Source organism: Chitinophaga sp. (assembly GCF_036569185.1).
Taxonomy (GTDB): domain Bacteria; phylum Bacteroidota; class Bacteroidia; order Chitinophagales; family Chitinophagaceae; genus Chitinophaga.
Window position 1 is genome coordinate 1 of the sequence record NZ_DATCRD010000109.1, and the last position, 19289, is coordinate 19289.

At 47.4% G+C, this 19289-nt stretch carries 14 protein-coding genes; 7 read left to right on the forward strand and 7 right to left on the reverse strand.

What is annotated here, in order from left to right; all coding sequences use genetic code 11:
- Positions 1-256 precede the first annotated feature (256 nt).
- Positions 257-1582, forward strand: a complete 1326-nt coding sequence (locus tag VIM72_RS07960; protein WP_332002305.1) for a cytochrome P460 family protein — start codon at positions 257-259, stop codon at positions 1580-1582.
- Positions 1583-1589: 7 nt separating this feature from the next.
- Here the strand turns inward: VIM72_RS07960 and VIM72_RS07965 are convergent, their stop codons facing one another.
- Positions 1590-4799, reverse strand: a complete 3210-nt coding sequence (locus tag VIM72_RS07965; protein WP_332002306.1) for an AsmA-like C-terminal region-containing protein — start codon at positions 4797-4799, stop codon at positions 1590-1592.
- Between the two features lie 112 nt (positions 4800-4911).
- On the opposite strand from VIM72_RS07965, the gene VIM72_RS07970 reads away from it, so the two are divergent.
- A complete protein-coding gene (locus VIM72_RS07970; RefSeq protein WP_332002307.1) occupies positions 4912-5895 on the forward strand; it encodes a glycoside hydrolase family 43 protein in 984 nt (327 codons plus the stop codon).
- Positions 5896-5987: 92 nt separating this feature from the next.
- Entirely contained in the window at positions 5988-8423 is a 2436-nt protein-coding gene (locus VIM72_RS07975) for a TonB-dependent receptor (RefSeq protein ID WP_332002308.1), read from the forward strand.
- Positions 8424-8489: 66 nt separating this feature from the next.
- Here VIM72_RS07975 and VIM72_RS07980 read toward each other — a convergent pair whose 3' ends face one another.
- Positions 8490-9737 (reverse strand): MFS transporter, encoded by a 1248-nt coding sequence (locus VIM72_RS07980; RefSeq protein ID WP_332002309.1) that lies wholly within the window; start codon positions 9735-9737, stop codon positions 8490-8492.
- Between the two features lie 108 nt (positions 9738-9845).
- On the opposite strand from VIM72_RS07980, the gene VIM72_RS07985 reads away from it, so the two are divergent.
- Complete coding sequence (locus VIM72_RS07985; RefSeq protein ID WP_332002310.1) at positions 9846-10733, forward strand: LysR substrate-binding domain-containing protein; 888 nt, start codon at positions 9846-9848, stop codon at positions 10731-10733.
- A 67-nt stretch (positions 10734-10800) separates the two neighbouring features.
- On the opposite strand, the gene VIM72_RS07990 is transcribed toward VIM72_RS07985, so the two are convergent.
- From VIM72_RS07990 to VIM72_RS08005, 4 genes are all read right to left on the reverse strand, one after another.
- Entirely contained in the window at positions 10801-11784 is a 984-nt protein-coding gene (locus VIM72_RS07990; RefSeq protein WP_332002311.1) for a hypothetical protein, read from the reverse strand.
- Positions 11785-11816: 32 nt separating this feature from the next.
- Positions 11817-12881, reverse strand: coding sequence for a FecR family protein (locus VIM72_RS07995; protein ID WP_332002312.1), 1065 nt, complete (start codon positions 12879-12881; stop codon positions 11817-11819).
- A gap of 66 nt (positions 12882-12947) precedes the next feature.
- Positions 12948-13505, reverse strand: a complete 558-nt coding sequence (locus VIM72_RS08000; RefSeq protein ID WP_332002313.1) for an RNA polymerase sigma factor — start codon at positions 13503-13505, stop codon at positions 12948-12950.
- A 345-nt stretch (positions 13506-13850) separates the two neighbouring features.
- Positions 13851-15182 (reverse strand): DEAD/DEAH box helicase, encoded by a 1332-nt coding sequence (locus VIM72_RS08005; RefSeq protein WP_332002314.1) that lies wholly within the window; start codon positions 15180-15182, stop codon positions 13851-13853.
- A 93-nt stretch (positions 15183-15275) separates the two neighbouring features.
- Here VIM72_RS08005 and VIM72_RS08010 point away from each other — a divergent pair, with 93 nt between their 5' ends.
- Positions 15276-16202: an NADP-dependent oxidoreductase gene (locus VIM72_RS08010; RefSeq protein ID WP_332002315.1), complete on the forward strand. Its 927-nt coding sequence runs from the start codon at positions 15276-15278 to the stop codon at positions 16200-16202.
- A 28-nt stretch (positions 16203-16230) separates the two neighbouring features.
- On the opposite strand, the gene VIM72_RS08015 is transcribed toward VIM72_RS08010, so the two are convergent.
- A complete protein-coding gene (locus VIM72_RS08015; RefSeq protein ID WP_332002316.1) occupies positions 16231-16641 on the reverse strand; it encodes a helix-turn-helix domain-containing protein in 411 nt (136 codons plus the stop codon).
- A gap of 105 nt (positions 16642-16746) precedes the next feature.
- Between VIM72_RS08015 and VIM72_RS08020 the strand changes: the two genes are divergently transcribed.
- Both VIM72_RS08020 and VIM72_RS08025 read left to right on the forward strand, forming a co-directional pair.
- Positions 16747-17454, forward strand: a complete 708-nt coding sequence (locus VIM72_RS08020) for a DsbA family oxidoreductase (protein WP_332002317.1) — start codon at positions 16747-16749, stop codon at positions 17452-17454.
- A 169-nt stretch (positions 17455-17623) separates the two neighbouring features.
- The gene (locus tag VIM72_RS08025; protein WP_332002318.1) at positions 17624-19210 is read left to right on the forward strand and encodes an oleate hydratase; all 1587 of its coding nucleotides are present in this window, start codon (positions 17624-17626) and stop codon (positions 19208-19210) included.
- Positions 19211-19289 lie beyond the last annotated feature (79 nt).

A 19289-nucleotide genomic window follows, 5' to 3' on the forward strand; every position in this document is an offset into this window, starting at 1 on the left:
ACAATTATGAGTAGTGCAATTTATCCGGACTAAGATAATGCCACGGCCTTACAGGTTGATAATGAATTGTTTGTATGAATAATATTGTCCGTTTTTAAAGTTGCCGTGTCCGGATTTGAACGGTTAACGGCAACTATATGCGAGGTTCATTGTTAAATTATACTGGTTCACCCCCTCATTTGTCCGGTTCACAGGAAAAGAACTTTGATGGTGATTCAGGTTGATTATTTTGCCGCAAATATAAATGAACGACACTATGAAACGGAATAAGACGTGGAAAGTTGTACTGCTGATAACGGCCGGCTGTTTTATCGCTTTACAGTTTATCAGGCCCCGTATCACGAATCCGCCGGTAACCGGTGAGCCGGATGTTCCGCCGGAGGTGAGCTCCGTACTGCGGAAGGCTTGCTACGATTGCCACTCCAACGAAACGCACCTGGCCTGGTTCGACCAGGTATCTCCCGCCATCTGGCTGGTAGCCGGCCACATCACGGAAGGGAGGCAGGTACTTAATTTTTCCAACTGGGATAGCCTGTCAAAAGACCAGCAGAAAGGAAAACTGTTTGAATCCCTTAACCAGATGACATTCAACGCCATGCCGCTGTCGCAGTATACCGCCCTTCATCCCGGGGCGCGTTTGACAACGGAAGATATTACCGTACTTAAAAATTACCTGGCCACGCAGCTGTTGCCCGTAAAACCAGACAGCAGCAAAACCGCCGCAGCAAACCGGCAATACGATGCCTGGAAACCAGATGCGCGGGTTGTCCCGGTACAACCGGTGCCTAACGGTATCGGCTATATGCCGGATTATAAAAACTGGGAAGCTATCAGCAGTACACAACGACTGGATAACGGTACCATGCGCGTGATCACCGGGAATGATATTGCCGTGAAGGCGATCCGGGAGCATACTACTAATCCCTGGCCTGATGGTACGGTATTCGCTAAAATAGCCTGGGACGAACTGGCAGATACCGCGGGAAATATAGCGCCCGGAGAGTTTAAACAGGTGGAGTTTATGATCAAAGACAGCCACAAATACGCTGCCACCAAAGGCTGGGGCTGGGCGCGCTGGAAAGGAACCGATCTGAAACCTTACGGGAAAAATGCTATGTTCACGATGGAATGCGTTAACTGCCACCAGCCTATGCGCAACAATGATTTTGTTTTCACCACGCCTACGCAACACACTGCTGCCTCGCTGCCTGATACGCCATTCCTGAAACTAAGCGAATGGAAGGTGATCGCCAGCGGCGTTCAGAAAGATCTGCAAACCATGAGCACCCTGTATGGTAACGAGCGGGCAGTGGCCAGCGCAAGGAAAGGCGCCGCCAGTTACCCGGCAGATGCATTACTTACGCTGGTTACCTGGAAGCAGCAGGCAGACGATCATTGGTTTGGCGCAATGATCCCCGGTAGGGTAGCATCTGTGGAACAGGTACAGTTCCAGCCGGGCAATGCAGCCCCGTTGTATAAAAAATATACCGGTAATAACCTGGTAGCGGATAAAAACAGCGAAGAAGAAGCCCAAAGGAGGATCGCATACATCACCCGGCAGCGGGCGTCTGTAATGCCCTGATGACTGATCAGGAGGTTTTCTTTGCTTTTTTCAGCGCAATCTTGTATTTGTCGGGAGTACCGGAGATATTGATGCTCATAAAACGCACTTTTTTATCTTTATCCCGGTACTCAATTTCATCTACCTGGTCCACATCCACTTCGTCTTGCTTCCGGCCAAAGAGCGCCTGGAAGCCCACCTGGGTCACCATTTTCATGGGAATGCGCAGGTAGTAGTTCATGCTCATGTCCAGCGACTGGCTACCGGATACTTCAATATAGCCGAGGGAGGAATTGATGTTCATATTCGGGATTTCCAGTATCCCGTTTTTCAGGGTTAATTTATTGCGCAGGGTATCGAACCTTACCATGCGGAGGTTTTTATCCTTGAAATAACCGGCCATGGCCTGCATGGGACCAAAGTCCAGTAACGTACCGTTGGTAATTTCAATATCCATCCGGGATTCCGTTTCACTCAGCACCGGGGTAAGATCAGGATGCATACGCACATAACTTTTGATTTGCCCGCTCAGTACGCCTTTCAGGTTATTGTTGAGCACAAAGTCCTGGCCGAAATTATCAAACTTGATGAGCATTTTGGAGATATCTACGTTTTTGAGATAGATCCCGCTCCGGAAGTACAGTTTCTTCGGATCGGCGGCGTTGAACATGCCGCGCATACCAATGTGCCCGCCGGCAATATTCATAGCAATGGTGTCCACTTTGATTTTCTGGTCTTCCTGCATATGAATATTAGCCAGCACATTTCTCAGCCACAGCTTTTTGTATTTGATCTTCTTTACATCTACCTGTGTTTCAAATGCGGAAAAAGGGATATTGAAAACATTGAAGCCTGAGGCATGCAGCGAATCATTTTCTTTCACAGTGGTACGCTTTGCAGGTGCAGCGGCAGTTGCCGGCTGGTCTGTGAAATCATAGTTCATCAGCTCATCAATATCCAGCATATCGGATTTAAACCGGAAATAGTTGCTGCGGCTTTGTTGCCGTTTGCTTTTGCCGGCGGCATAACGCATGTTCAGGTTAAAGTCGGTACGCCCCACTTTGCCGGTAAGCGTATCCACCACTATAAACCGGTTGTTGCCATAACGTATTCTTCCTGTTACATTTTCCACTTTAATGGGATGCTGTTTCAGCGTTCCGGAGATATTCGCAATCCGGGCATCTATCCTCTTAAAAACAGTATCATACTTAATGTTCATTTTACTGCGCAGCCACACATTATTGGCTTCTTCATACCAATATCCCTGCGGGATGAATTTACGGCCACGCTCACTCACCAGGTCGTTCACCGCCAGCCGGTCCGATTTAAAATCAAAGGCCACTTCAGTATTTCCTTTTTTAATTCTATCAAACCAGATGAGATAGTTGTTTAATCTTCCTTTGAATGCAAAGCTGGTGCTGTCGATATTTCCGCTGAAGTTGGGCACCCGCAGGCTGGTATCGTTGATGATCACTGCTGCATTAAAATCGTGCAGGGCATGTGGGTACTTGTGAAATTTAGCATACAGTTTTTCCACTTTGAAAGTCCCTTTGGGCAATGGATTGGGATGCAGCAGTTCTTTTACGGATGTTTCAAACGCGAGCCCTATATTAAACCCGGTAATGATCTCTTTGGACAGCACAGGATGGGTGGAATCAAATTTAAATAATTCGCCCAGCTGCAACTGTTTGCTGGAAGCGCTGAAGTTTACGGCCACTGGTTTGTTTTGCCGGTGGAACAGTGCAGGCACATCGCTCACATCGCCCCGGGCAAGTATATCGGAGCTGCCTATACGAAAAGCAACCGAGTCCAGTTGCAGGCGTCCCTGCTGAATCTGCGCATGTATATTCATATGTTGTACCGGCAGATGGTAACCAGGAATGCGGAATTCAAGATCCTTTACCGTGAGCTCACTTTGTACGCCATCTTTCAGCCTGGCAAGACTTTCTTCCGGAATCCTCATATCCACTATCTCCCGGAAATTCATGTTCAGCTTTATTTCACCGCTGATCTGTTCCAGATCTTTGATGCCCAGGAATTCTCCTACGAAACGGAGGTTCAGCTCAGAATACAGCTGCATGAGGATTTGCGGATCCGTAAAATTTTTCATCACGAAGTTGCCTTTGAACACGCCGCTGCCGGGTTTGGCGTTGAAGTTCAGGATATGCAGCTCGGATGTTTGCAGGTTATGCGAAGCGCCGTTGGTATAAAAGCCTTTGAAGCCCATCTGGTCTACTTTCCGGTCGATCTTTTTATTCTGGAACCATACATTTTCGCAGCCGAAGTTAAATTCCATCAGGGGCATGATGCCTTTGCCGATAGCGCCTTTGATGATGCCGTCGAAATATACGCGTCCATCGTGCCGGTATTTTTCCAGCATGGCAGCCACATCAGCAGGTACTGCGGCCAGCAGGAGATTCAGGTCGGGTTTATCGCCTTTTACTTTCAGGTCTACATAACGTTCGCTGGCCATGCCTTGCAGCTCAAGGGAGGCCTGTTCCAGCCGGATGGTGCCCGGCGGTAAGGTGAGCTGTTTCTTTTGTTTGTCGTATACCGCTGCCAGTGCGAAGTTTAGTTGTTTATGGCGGAAAAGGATGGTATCTGATTTACTGGTAACATCTATTTCCAGCTTGCTGTCCATGTCGATAGCAATGCGCGCTGAGTCCATAGCGAACGCTGTTTTTATCTTATCGATATGCGCGTTCACATTTACACCGGATACACCGTCGTGGTAACTGACATCAATATTTTTCAGGATGATTTTTTTCAGGTCCAGGCTCAGTTCTTCGCTGGAATCGGCCGGGGCAGCGGGGCCGCTGCTCCTGAACTCATGGGCCTTAATGAGGTCCACATCGCCATTAGCGTAACGGGCCACCTGCACCCGTCCGTTGGCCAGTGCAATAATGCGGGCGTTGTAATGCTGCTGAAGAATATCCGGTAAACTGAAGCCCACGTACAGGCGCTCTACCTGGTACAGTGGCTGCCCCTGCATTTTTTTATCTGCAAAAAAACGGACATCGTGAAGGGCAATGGAAATATACGGGAAGTTGCTGAACGGGGAAATGCTACTTTTTGTAATCACCAACTCTCCTGCAAACTGCTTGTTCAACTCCTTTACGGCCATCTGCGTGAGCCGTTCCTGCTGGCTGTACAGGATCCCACCGGCAATTGTCAGCACCAATAAGAATATACCTGTGATGATCAGCAATAGCCTGATTATTTTTTTTCCCCGCTTCATGTAAAATCCTTTCTGAACAATAAAATTATGGAAAAGTATATCGAAAATTTATTATCTCTTTAGAACGGAGAATGATTTTTATTATTTTTAACGATTCATAAAATCTGGTTACATGAAAAGAATGATAGCATTGTTGTTGCTCGCAGGCAGTACGCATGTTACGATGGCTCAACAGAAAAAGCTGGACAAATTATCCGGAAACCCTGTATTCCCGGGCTGGTACGCCGATCCGGAAGGAGTGATATTTGGCAGGGAATACTGGATCTATCCCACTTATTCCGCTGCTTATGAAAAACAGGTGTTCTTTGATGCTTTTTCATCGCCCGACCTGGTAACCTGGACCAAACATCCGCATATCCTGGATACGGCATCTGTGAAATGGGCCAAACGCGCTGTATGGGCGCCTTCTATCATAGAAAAGGATCATAAATATTACCTGTTCTTTGGCGCCAATGATATACAAAGCAATGAAGAAGTGGGCGGAATAGGCGTTGCAGTGGCCGACAACCCGGCCGGCCCGTTTAAAGATTATCTCGGCAAGCCGCTGGTAGACAAGATCATCAATAAGGCGCAACCTATCGACCAGTACGTGTTCCACGACAGCGACGGTAAATACTATCTCATTTATGGCGGCTGGGGGCATTGTAATATTGCGCAGCTGAAACCCGATTTCACCGGCTTCATTCCTTTTGCAGATGGAACTACTTTTAAGGAAATCACGCCGGAGAAGTATGTGGAAGGTCCTACTATGTTTAAGAAAGATGGCAAATATTATTTCATGTGGTCTGAAGGCGGCTGGACAGGTCCCGATTACAGCGTGGCCTATGCCATTGCCGATTCCCCGATGGGCCCGTTCAAAAGGATAGCGAAAATTCTCCAGCAGGACGCTACTATCGCCAACGGAGCTGGCCATCATTCGGTGATCGGCATTCCCAAAGAAAACCGCTGGTATATCGTGTATCACCGTCGTCCGTTGACAGAGAAAGCGGCCAATTCCCGTGAAACCTGTATCGAGCGGATGTATTTTGATAAAGATGGTTATATCAAACCCGTAAAAATTACCCGGGAAGGGGTTACCCGTGCCGTGATCCGGTAGATAATTTCCTTATTGCGTAAATAAAATTCCCGATACGATTATATTGCCGGTGCTGTCTGCTCCAATTTTGCAAAATCAAAAAAAAGCAAAATATGATCAGGCAGACCGGCTTTATATTTTTATTATCAGCGCTCCTTTTTTCACCTGCATGGCTGTGGGCAGAAGAGGAAAATGCTGGCAACATCAGGGGCAAAGTGCTTACCACAGATGGTAAAGCGGCCTCGGATGTAGTGATCCTTTTACAGGAAACCAATGAAACCGCGATATCTGAAACGGATGGATCCTTTATGTTTACGCATATCAAACCCGGTAGTTATCATCTCATCATCACCCTGATGGGCTATGCCCCGATAGAAGAACAGGTAGTGGTGAATGCAGGGAAAACCACCAATCTCAGGCTGCAGCTGGCTGTTACCAGTAAAGCCCTCAAAGAAGTGGTGGTAACCGGTAACCATAACAAGCTCATTAAAACATCCAGTTATGATGTGGCAAAAATGCCGCTGAAGAACCTGGAAAACCCGCAGGTATACAGCACCATCACCAAAGAGCTGTTGCAGCAGCAGGTAGTGTTTTCGGTAGATGATGCGCTGAAAAATGCACCGGGGCTTACCCGCATGTGGGATGCCACCGGCCGTGGCGGCGATGGCGGCGGTTATTATAACCTCCGTGGTTTTATCACGCAGAGTAAACTGCGCAATGGCCTGGCGGGCAATGTTACCGCTAAAATTGATGCTTATAACCTGGAACATGTAGAGGTGATCAAAGGGCCATCTGCTACCTTGTTTGGTAACAGCCTCACTTCCTATGGCGGCCTGATCAACCGTGTTACAAAGAAACCTTACGACCATTTTGGCGGAGATGTTACCTACGCGATGGGCAGCTATGGTTTTAACCGCGTAAGCGCAGACGTAAATACGCCGCTGGATAAAGAAAAAGACGTATTACTGAGAATCAATACGGCGTATAATTACGAAGGCAGCTGGCAGGATTATGGCTTCAATAAAAATTTTGCCTTTGCACCCAGCTTATCATACCGGGTCAACGACCGCCTGTCGTTCCTCTTTGATGCAGAGTTCTCCACCGGTCAGAATACCGGCCTGGGCGTATTTTTCTTCCCTTATATGCAGCCAGTTGCAGACCTGGGCACCGATCGTGCCGATGGGCTGAAAATAGATTACAAAAGGGCCTATGCAAAGAACGATCTGTACCAGACTTCCCGTAATACCAATATTTTCGGGCAGATGAAATATAAATTGTCTGACCAGTGGACCATGAGCACCAACATCAGTTCTACCAACAGTTTCTCAAACGGTCCTTCTCCTTATTTTTATCTCCTGTCAGACGCCGCTGCCACTGGTGTAGCCGGCGCCAAAGGAAGTAATTATATTTCCCGCAACGACCAGTTCACAGATAACAGCAGGGATGGTATCCTGGAAATACAGCAGAACTTTAATGGCGACTTTATGATCGGCAGCCTGAGAAACCGTTTCGTAGGCGGACTGGATTACTTTCATCATAAAGCCGACCAGTTCTTTGGCGGCGGCACTTATGACACTATTCCATCCCATGGCGATATTCCTACCTATGCTAATTTTAACCGCCGTAACCTGGATACCTTGTATGCCAACCAGGGCCTGGCCTTTACTTTCCCTATTAAGAATCTTACCAACACTTATAGCGCCTATATATCGGATGTATTAAACCTCACAGATAACCTGATGGTACTGGCGGCTTTGCGCGTGGATTATTTCGATAATAAGGGCAGCTATAATGATGTGAAAGGCATCTATGAAGGCAACTATAACCAAACTGCATTTTCTCCTAAATTTGGTATCGTATATGAGCCTTTGAAAGACAGGGTCTCTATCTTTGGTAACTATCAGAACGGTTTTACCAATCAAACCGGTACTACTGCTTCCGGGGAAACGTTTAAACCGGAACAGGCCAACCAGCTGGAAGGTGGCGTAAAGCTGCAGTTATTGAACGGGCGTATCAACAGTACGCTCAGTTACTATCATATCAAAGTAAAAGATGTGTTGCGCCCTGATCTGGCCCATCCTAATTTTTCCGTACAGGATGGAACCCAGGTAAGTAAAGGGTTTGAAGCGGAAGTAATTGCAAATCCTTTCCAGGGCTTTAACATCGTGGCGGGTTATGCCTATAATGATTCCAGATATGAAGCAGCCGCCAAAGATGTGGAAGGCATGCGCCCTGGTACTGCCGGTGCGCCCTCTGTAGCCAATCTCTGGCTTAGTTACCGCATCTCTGCCGGTGTGGCCGATGGCCTTGGGTTTGGATTTGGCGGTAATTACGCCAGTGATAACAAGATCGTCAACGACCGTACCGTAGGTACATTCATATTGCCATCCTACACGGTGCTGAACGGCAGTATCTTCTACGATCAGCCACGCTTCCGGGTTGCATTTAAAATGGATAACATTACTGATAAACATTACTGGATCGGGTATACCACTGTAAACCCGCAAAAGCTGAGAAGTTTTACCGGGAGTTTGTCGTTTAAATTTTAATAAAAAAATCCGGGGTGGCAACCCCGGATTTTTTTATACTGTTATACCCACCCGCCGCTTTTTCAATTATGCCGCTATGCCTGCCCGGCTGTTCTCCTGTATTTCCAGTTGATGAAGACGCAGTTTTTTACGATAATTAACGAAGATGGCCGTTGCCACTGCACCTGCCAGTCCTGCTACAAATACGGTTAACCTCGGGCCGATAAAATGCGCCAGCAAACCGGTAAGCAAGCTACCTACAGGAATAATGCCCTGGAAAGCCATGATATAATAGCTGATAGCCCTTGCCCGCATGGAAGGGGCTGCGTGCGTTTGTATATAGGTATTGATAGATGCCGTCTGCGCCATCATGCCTACCCCGGAAAGCGTCATGAACACCAGTGCCAGGGGTAGCCAGCCGGACATCGACAGCAGCAGCACACTCAGTGAAAAAATAAGACTGGCAGTAATGAGCAGCTTTACCAGGTCTTTTCCCAGTTTGAGTTTGGCCATGTAAATGGCGGAAGCAATGGAGCCCAGCCCGGCCGCGCTTTCAAACCAGCTGAATGTTTTGGCGTCGCCGTTAAAAATGTCTTTGGCAAATACCGGCATCAGGGTGTTGAAAGGGATCACCAGTAAACTGCTGGCAGATAACATCAGCAGGAGGGAGGAGAGATCTTTATCGCCTGCAATATAGTGGAAGCCTTCTTTCAGTTCCGCCCAGATGCTCCGGTCGGATTTAATCACCGGCGGCAGCACAATTTTCATCATCCATAAAGAGATCAGCACCGGCACATAGCTGAGGAAGTTACTGGCAAAGCAGAAGTCTTCCCCGAAAGTGCTCAGTATAATCCCTGCCAGCGCGGGTCCTGCAATACGGGCGAAATTGGACATGGTTGAATTCAGGGCGATGGCATTGGGCAGGTCTTCCCGTTTCTCCACCATCTCCACCATCAGTGATTGCCGGCAGGTAACGTCGAAGGCGTTGATCACGCCCTGTACCAGCGACAGGAAAATGATACCTGGAATGTTATAGTAGCGCAGCAGGATCATGAGCGCCAGGGCCCCTGCCTGCAGCATGGAAATGACTTGTGTGATCACCAGGATCCGGTAACGGTTGTGGCGATCGATATAGCTGCCTGCGTAGGGCGACAGGAGCAGGGAAGGAATAAGGCTTACAAAGCTCACTACGCCCAGCAGCACTGCGGAGTTAGTGAGGCGGTATACCAGCCAGCATACGGCTGTTTTCTGCATCCAGGTACCTATGAGTGAAATTGATTGTCCGTAGAAGAATAACCGGAAATTCCGGGATTTTAAAGCACGAAAAGCATCCATCTGAAAATCATTATTTAGGGTATTGAAACCGGTGCAAATTTCGGTAAGAGAACTATATTTGTTAAATAGATTGTTTTAATGATATTCATTGATAAAACCGATTAGCGTATGGAACTCCGTCAACTGATGTATTTTGTAAAGGCAGCGGAAATGGCGCATTTTACAGAAGCGGCTGCCGCATTGTACATCACGCAATCTACTTTATCACAGCAGATCAAGCAGCTGGAAAATGAGCTGGGCATGTTGTTATTCGACCGGATCGGCAAACATGTTCACCTCACGGAAGCGGGTGGCGTTTTCCTGTTGCATGCCCGCCAGATCCTGCTCGATGTGGAGAAAGGAAAGCAGGCTATCCAGGACCTGCAGAATATGCTGAGCGGCGAATTACGTATAGGCGTTACGTATGCCTTTACTTCTTTCCTGCTGCCGGCGCTGACCACCTTCCCGGTGAAATATCCGGGTATCAAAATATACGTGGAATACGGCACCACAGAGCAGCTGGAAAGCAAACTGCGGGCATCTGAACTTGACCTGGTACTGGCATTTCACCAGGAAGCTTTTTACAAAGACCTGGAAACGAAGGAGCTGTTCCGCTCCCGCATTGTAATGGCAGTATCTAAAAAAAATAAGCTGGCGGATCTGAAGAAGATCAGCCTGCAAAGCCTCAACAACATAGACCTGATCTTTGCTTCCCGTGGCTTCAGTGCCCGTGACTCCCTGGATGAGGTATTACAGCGGAATAAGATCCAGCCTGCGGTGAGGATCGAGATGAACGATGTGCATTCCATTTTATCGTTGGTGGAAAAAGGGCATTGGGCCACCCTGCTGAATGAAAGGGCTTTGCTGGGCTGGAAAAACCTGGTGGCTATTCCTATTGAAGGAAAAGAATTACAACGCCGGGCGTATATTATCTGGCAGAAAGGAACCTATCACAAAAAAGCAGCGGATCTTTTTATAAAGGAACTGTTAAAGGAGCTGCCGCAGGGAGGCAGGTAGGCGCATCATCGCCAAATGGTACCCGGCAGCAGCACAGGGCGCCGCCGGGGCGACCATCAGTAAGGGGTTATTGTGCGGCTCGCAATTCTGCGATATTGCATTTATAGTATTTTTCAAATACGGCCGATAGTTCTTCCCAGTTGCTGTACTGGGTAAGACTGGCAATATGTGTTAGTGTGCGGTTGGTTTCAAGTAACATTTTGAAAACGAAAGCCATTTTTTCCTGCAGGATCAATTCTTCTACGGTGATCAGGAATTCCTGTTCAAACGGCGCTTCCAGGAATTCGGAGGCCACTCCAAACCTGTCACAGAGCGCCTCTTTAGTGGTTACTTCCGCCGGGTGATGAATGATATAATTTGCTATCTCCCGCAGTTTTTCCCGGTATTGCTCCATCAGCATCAGTGGCGGAGGCGCCTGCAGGTAACGGAGATAGGTAGCATAAAAGTCGATGGCATTGCGCCGGAAGAACACATCTGCCGCTTCCCCCACGGCTTTAAAGCTGCGGATCCGGTGCATGATCTGGTAGTTAACTTCGTTGAGATGATAGGGCGTTTTCCGGACCACCTGTTTATCGACGGTAGGTTCCTTTACATTCAGTGCACTGAACAACGGGAACTCCGGCACCAGGTATTTGGCAAACGGAAGGTGCAGGTTTACTTCGAAACTGATCACGAATTCTTTTTCACTGACCATGGTTGCTGTACCGGAAGCGCCTTTCAGCGTATTAAGCTCTTTTTTTCCCAGCTTCATGGTCATAGGCAGGGTGGATGAACTCGCGGTAAAGCCGGAAATGCCCACCGGTAAGTAGTTTTTGCCTGGAGGCACTGTTGTGAGCGCCACTCCTTTTGTCAAATGAATGAGATGATAGGAGATGGACAGTTCATTGATCTGGATATGCTGATCCATGATCACGCCATCTTCATCAATATCGGTAAAGCATTTGGCATTCGGGATCAGTTGTGACTGCAGGTAGTCAGGAACCTGTTCGTACGTGGTGCAAGCTCTTTTCCCCGGGTTGATCAGGAGGTATTTGGTTATTGGTTGACTCATGGTTATTTATCCTTTGCTTTGGTATTTGGCTGTTACTTGAAATGCAGCGTACTGTCTGCCGTAAAATAATAATCAGTTCCTGTGGTGGCTTTTATTCCTTCCAGGAAGAAGCTCATAGGTGTATTTTTATCCAGCAGGCCGGTAAAGGTACGGCTGGCCAGGTCCGGATGATCCAGTGAAGCGCGTACGCCATACCACCGGAAAATGGCATTACATATTTCATCGAGAGGCATATCGGAAAAGCAGTATAATCCTTTCTGCCAGCCCAGTTCTACGGTAGCGTTAAATGGTTGTGTATCGAGGGTGGCTGCCTGTTTATTGAAGATAGCCTGTTGTCCGGGTTGCATAGTCACCGTTTTTTTACCGGCTTTCATCCGTACCTTACCTTCTACCAGGGATACTTTTACCAGGCTGCTGTCGTAGCTGTTGATATTAAAGCTGGTACCGAGCACTTCCACTGTACTGTTGGGAAGGTGCACCAGGAAGGGTTTTCCTGCCCGTTTGGCGATGTTCAGGTAAGCTTCCCCGTTCAGTGTAATTTCCCTGGTGCCGCCTTTGAAGGTGGCAGGGAAATTCATGACAGTAGTTGCGTTGAGCGTAATAATGGAACCATCCGGGAGGGCTACTTCATAGCTTTTCCCATGTGGCACTACCAGGGAGCGGATCCCTTGTGGCAGGTCGTCTGCAGCATTCAGGTAAAGGGTATTGTTTTTATTGGGAACGGTTTTGCCAGCAATGGTAATGCTGCCGGTTGACTGTGTCAGGTTAATGGTGGGTTGGCCGCTGACCTCCAGTAGTACATCTTTATTTATTGCGGCCAGGGGAGCGGGTTTGGGACTGGCGAAAAAGTCCCACTTCCAGGCCGAGAATGCAACAATAGCAATAACGGCGGCTGCTGCTGCCCAGGGAAGTAATACCCGGTAAAGAGGCCTGTTTTGTTTAAAATCAATGACTTCCAGCCACGGGACAGGAGGGGAGGGCACCTGCATACCGGAAAGTTTCTCCCACTTTTCCCTTACTGATCCGTCTTCTTCGATAAGTTCCTCCAGCAATTGATCATCTGCTGCGGAAATTGTTCCCGCGAGCTTCTCAGTCATTAGCCTGTATATTTCTTCTGCGCTGTTCATGTACACTATTAACCGTTTATTTAATCGGGCGGGGTATTAGAAAAGGATTTTTTTTAAGGATGCCCTTAAAGTTTTCAGCGCGTTGGCTACCTGTTTTTTTACAGTTTCTTCACTGGTGTCCATGAAGGCTGCTATTTCTTTCCGGGTTTTATGTTCCTGGTAGGCCAGCCTGAATGCCAGCGACTGGCGTTCGGGTAGCTGGTTAATGGCGGTTTCCAGCTGCTCTTTCAGCTCATTGTTCTCTAACCTGCTGGCAGGAATTGTATACGTGTCAGGCAGCATGATATCCTTTAATCTTTTGTTTCGCGTGGCATCTTTGGCAATTTTATTCAAACAGCGGTTCCGGACGCTGACAAAAAGAAAATTTTTGAGAGAATTAGTGGCGCTCAGGTCAATCCTCGCGCTCAGGTCCTTTTGCCAGAAGTCTACAAAAAAATCCTGGACCAGCTCCTGGGCCTCGGTTTCGTTCCTCAATATAGTATATGCAGTTACGTACAGCCATTCACGGTAGTTCTCATAAAAATACTGAAAAGCGGACACGCTGCCCGATTTCAGTTGTGCAAGCAGTTCAATATCGTTGATAGATGCACTCATGCTGGGATTTAGTTGATAATCGCAAGCCCGGTGCCGGCTGCTGTTGTCAATGGTTATTGATACGCGGTTAGGAAATAAGTCGGACAGGCAGCCATTGCATGGCTATTTTAAGCAATGAGGAACAACCACCCGTAAGACAACTGATTTTATTACAATAACATGCACACTACAGGATATATTCGATCCCGGGGGATGCCCGGTTTTTTAATTATAAGTAAAGTTTGTTAATGAATTGTTATTCCGTTGTTTCCGGAAGCTGTCCCAGGTGTATTTGTAAAAAGGGGAACAGGGGAAGATGGAGGGGGACGGGTTATTTCGCGTTATGCGCAAAATAACCCGTTGTCATTATTTCTTTTTGGCGCCTCTTTTCTTGGGCTTGCCATATTTCAACATCATTTTTTCTTTGTGGCTTACCTTTTTGTTGGTCTTCATATTTTTGGCCAGCTTCTGGTGAAATGCAGGGCCTGCATCATCCCGTTTGGGCGCTTTTACGAGCGTATTCCGCATATGGACCTTCGGTTTCTCATCTTCCGTTAATACATCTGAAATGGTAAGATCCTCCGGAAGCGGCATTTCAGGGATGGTATAGTTCATGAGGCGCTCGATCGCTTCGAGAGAGGCTGTTTCTGCATCTTTGGTAAACAAAATGGCAATGCCTTTCTTATCAGCCCTTCCGGTTCTCCCGATACGGTGAATATAGTTTTCAGGTACTTCCGGCGTATCAAAATTGATCACATGCGTCACCTCTGCAATATCGAGCCCGCGGGCAATGATATCAGTAGCAATGAGGAAACGGTATTCGCCCTGCTGAAATTTCTTTACGGTATTAAACCGGTGGTTCTGTTCCTTGTTGGAATGGATAATGCCTACCTGCCCGGGGAACTCTTTTTCCAGCTGTTCATGCAGATCATCGGCCAGCTGTTTGGTAGCGGCAAAGATGAGTGTTTTGGTCATGCTTTTATCGTCGGTGATCAGCATTTCCAGCAGGTTCACTTTGGTATAAAAGTTAGGCACCCGGTACACTACCTGTTCAATGTTTTCCAGCGGCGTACCCGTAGGCGCCGCTTCTATTCTTACGGGGTTATTAAAATGGGTTTCAATGATTGCTTCCACTTCTTCTGTAATGGTGGCGGAAAACATCAGGTTCTGCCGTTTCTGCGGCAGCAGGTCCATGATGTTCCTTAGCTGCGTACGGAAACCCAGGTTCAGCATCTCGTCCACTTCATCAATAATAAGGCGCTTTACCAGCTTTACTTTCAGCGCCCCGCTGAGAATCACATCGTACAGTCGCCCGGGTGTGGCCACCAGTATATCCAGTTTATCCTGCACAGCGGCCATCTGCGGGTTCATATTCACGCCTCCGTAAATACCCAGCACAGATACATTCATATAAGTGGTGAGCTTTTTAACGGCTTCTACCACCTGCACTACCAGTTCCCTGGTCGGCACAATGATGAGCACTGTAGGATATTTCTCTTTTGAAAATTTAAACTGGCGCAGCACAGGCAACAGGTACGCAAATGTTTTACCTGTACCCGTTTGCGCAATGCCGCATACATCCTGGCCGGACATAATGACGGAAAAAGCGCGTTGTTGTATAGTGGTAGGTTGTTTATAACCCAGTTCGTCTATCGCGTTTAATAAGGGAGTATTGAGGTTTAAATCACCAAAAGTCATGATACTGCTATAAATATGAACGGCAAAGGTAAAGAATTACCGCTTAAGGATTTATCCTAAGGCTTATTTCAATACATTAGCACAAAAAAAGTAATGAAAAACCTCCACATACCCGCTGTTTGTGTACATGCCTACGGAGGCCCGGAGCAGTTACAGCTGCAAGAGGTGCCCGTTCCGGTGCCTGCAGAAGACCAGGTGCTGATCAAGGTAATGGCCAGTGGTGTAAATCCCATCGACTGGAAAATAAGAGAAGGCTTTATGAAGCATCCATTGCCTTATATACCTGGTGTGGAAGCCTCAGGAATTATCACCGCGGTAGGTGAAAGCGTATTTGGCAAAAAGGTAGGCGATGAAGTATATGGCTCGGTGGATGGCTCCTATGCTACCTATGCGATTGCGCAGGGAGAAAGCCTGTTCCGCAAACCGCACGAAGTTTCATTTGAAGAAGCGGCTACTATGGCCGGCGCCAGAACCGCCTGGGGCGCGTTGTTTGATGTAGGGGGGCTGGTAAAGGGGCAACGCATCCTCATCCATGCAGGAGCAGGCGGGGTAGGGCATTTCGCGGTGCAACTGGCCTATAACGCCGGCGCCTATGTGATTGCCACCGCCAGCGCAGAGAATATTGATTTTGTTACTTCGCTGGGAGCCAGTGAAGTGATCGATTACCGGGAGGCGCCTTTTGAAACACAAATGGACCCGGTGGATATTGTATTTGATACCGTGGGAGGAGATACTACGGAGCGGTCGCTGGCCGTGCTCAGGCCGGAAGGAACCTTGTTATGCATTGTGCAGATGCCCGATCCCGGAAAAGTAACCGAAGCAAACGTAAACGCACTATGGGCGGGTACTAAAACACTTACTTCCATGCATGAGGTGCATAAATTGCTGGAGAAAGGACTGATACGGCCTTATGTACGTAAAGTGTTCCATTCATTGGAGGCGGCCGCTGAGGCACAGGAGTACAGCCGGAGCGGCGGTAGCGGAAGAGGCAAAATAGTACTGAAAATATCTGAAGAATAAGGCGGAGATAATTTACTCCGCCTTATGCTTATTTCCCAAGTATTTTTTTCCGGTGCTGGATGCCCCATTTCTGGAGGGCAATGATCACACTGTCCAGCGTAGCGGCATAGGGAGTAAGCGTATACTCCACCGTTACGGGCTGGGTATCGTATACCGTACGCTTCACCAGTTTATGTGTTTCCAGGTCTTTCAGCTCTTTGGAAAGCACCTTTGATGTTATTTTCGGGATACTGCGCTCTATATCCCGGAAGCGTTTATGGCCACGGGAAACAGCGATGATGATAGGCAGTTTCCATTTCCCGCTGATCACATCCAGGGCGTCTCTTACCGGCATAATCACTTTATGGCAATCCGTATGCGAGTTGTTTTCCGCCTTCGGCCTTCCGCAATCTATTGTAAGTTCTTCTGTTTTCGCTATTGTGAGTTCTTCTGTTTTCATCTGTATGCTATTGGTTACCTTTGGTAAAGCACTTACCATCTGGAAACTGGTTACTTTTTGAAAGCAAATATATTAACTTTGTAGCTGGATCTTAAATTAAAAATGATGAAAGTAGAAATATGGTCTGATATCATGTGCCCGTTTTGCTATATCGGCAAGCGGAGATTTGAAGCAGCATTGGAGAAATTTCCCGGGAAAGAGGACATCACGGTGGAATGGAAAAGTTTCCAGCTGAATCCCTCCCTTAAATCCCAGCCCGGAAAGGATGTATACGACTATGTGGCAGAAATGAAGGGGCAGTCGCGCGAGTGGTCTTTAACCATACACGAACAACTGGCGGGAACCGCGCGTGAAGCGGGTCTTACCTATAACTTCGACAAAGCGGTGATCGCCAATTCCTTTGATGCGCACCGACTTATTCAGCTGGCAAAGCAACAGGGCCTGGGCGATGCAGCGGAAGAGCGTTTATTTTATGCCTATTTCACAGAAGGTAAAGATGTTAGCGATCATGCTACCCTGGTAGAACTTGGCGTAGAAATAGGATTGGATAAAGCCACCGTGGAAGCCGTACTGGAAACCACCGAAATGGCAGCAGCCGTGAACAGGGATGTAAATGAAGCGCAGCAACTGGGCATCAGGGGCGTACCGTTTTTTGTGCTCGACCGCAAATATGGCGTGTCTGGAGCGCAACCGGTGGAAGCATTCACACAAACCCTTGAAGCAGCGTTTGCAGAATGGAAAAGCACACAACCGGTAACTGCGCTGGATACTTTATCCGGACAAGTTTGTACGCCGGACGGAGATTGTAAGTAGTTTGATTTTTTATAAGGTGACTGGCTGGCCGGCAGGAATGCTGGCCGGCCAATTTTTTTTAAGTAAACCTTTTAGCCTGTTAGTTTGTTAATCAGTTTCGCAATCACATATCCTGCTTAACGGAAACCAAGCATCTTCAAATAATTTTTAACCCATATCAAATTGCATTATGACTAAAAAAAATTCGGCCACAAAGGCTTACCTGGTAGGAAGCGGTATCGCCTCTTTGTCTGCCGCCTGTTACCTGGTTAAAGAAGGCGGACTTGATGGGAAAAACATCATCATTTTTGAGCAGGATGAAAAATACGGGGGAAGCCTTGATGCAGGCGGCAATCCAACAGATGGCTACAGTATGCGTGGCGGCAGGATGTTTGAAGAAAAGTTCAACTGTACTTATGATCTTCTTTCCTTTATCCCATCAATAAGTGATCCTAAAAGATCAGCGAAAGATGAATTAATGGAATTTCACCAGGAGTTCTTTTGGAATGATAAAGCCCGCCTGGTGGCAGGCGGGGAAATTGTTGATGTGGCTAACCTGGGTTTTCATGAAAGGGATAGGATTGACCTGGTAAAACTTTGCGTTACGCCTGAAGCACTACTGGAAAACAAAACAATTGAAGATGTTTTCCAGGCACATTTTTTTGAAAGTAATTTCTGGTTCATCTGGTGTACCACCTTTGCCTTTGAGCCATGGCACAGTGCGATCGAATTCAAACGGTATTGCCTGCGCTTTACACATCTGTTCAGCACCATTGATACTATGTCAGGGATTTACCGCACGCAATTCAACCAGTTTGATGCTATGGTAAGGCCGATTGTAAAGTGGCTCAAAGCGCATAATGTACAGTTTGAAATGGGCGCTGAAATAACAGATATTGCCATGCGGCTAGACGAGAAGGAGAAGATAGCCGAGAAATTATATATTAAACGAAATGGAAAGGAAGAAGAAATTGAACTGTTGGCAGATGACCTTGTATTTATTACTAACGGTAGCATGACAGCCAACTCAACCACCGGAAGTAAACAGGCGGCCCCGGTTTTGCAAACAGAAAAAACCGGTGGATCATGGAAACTCTGGCAAAAGCTGGCGGCTAAAACTCCCGAGTTTGGAAATACGGCCCCCTTCTGTACGGATATTCAGAAAACAAAGTGGATGTCGTTTACGGTTACCGCAAAGGATGCTACCTTCTTTGATCTGCTGGAAAAATTCTCGGGAAGCCAGGCGGGGAAGGGCGGACTGGTCACAATTAAAGACTCCAATTGGCTGCTGACAGTGGTGCTGAACCATCAGCCACATTATTACGATCAGCCAAAAGACGTTTGGGTTTGGTGGGGCTATGGCCTGTTTCCGGACAAGGAAGGAAATTTTGTAAAGAAGAAAATGTCGGAGTGCAGCGGGGATGAAATGCTTCTGGAATTATTGTCTCATTTGCGTTTTACCCAACAGGCGCAACATATTATTAATACATCTATTATTATTCCCGCAATGATGCCATATATTACCAGCCAGTTTATGCCGAGAACGGGTAAAGACCGCCCGAAAGTGATACCCGATGGCGCCAGGAACTTTGCCTTTATAGGGCAGTATGCGGAGATTCCGGATGATGTTGTTTTTACAGTAGAGTATTCTGTCCGCACCGCTCAAACCGCCGTATTTGGCCTGCTGAAATCTGACAGAAAAGTGTCTCCGTTTTATAAAGGACAATACGACCCCGGTATTTTGATGGATGCTTTAAAAATGCTGCACAGGAAATAAAATCCGGGAATTGATTTGTTCATAATGCCTTAACACAATGTCATAACGGCGGTGGGCAATCTTCTTATGTTATCAGGGC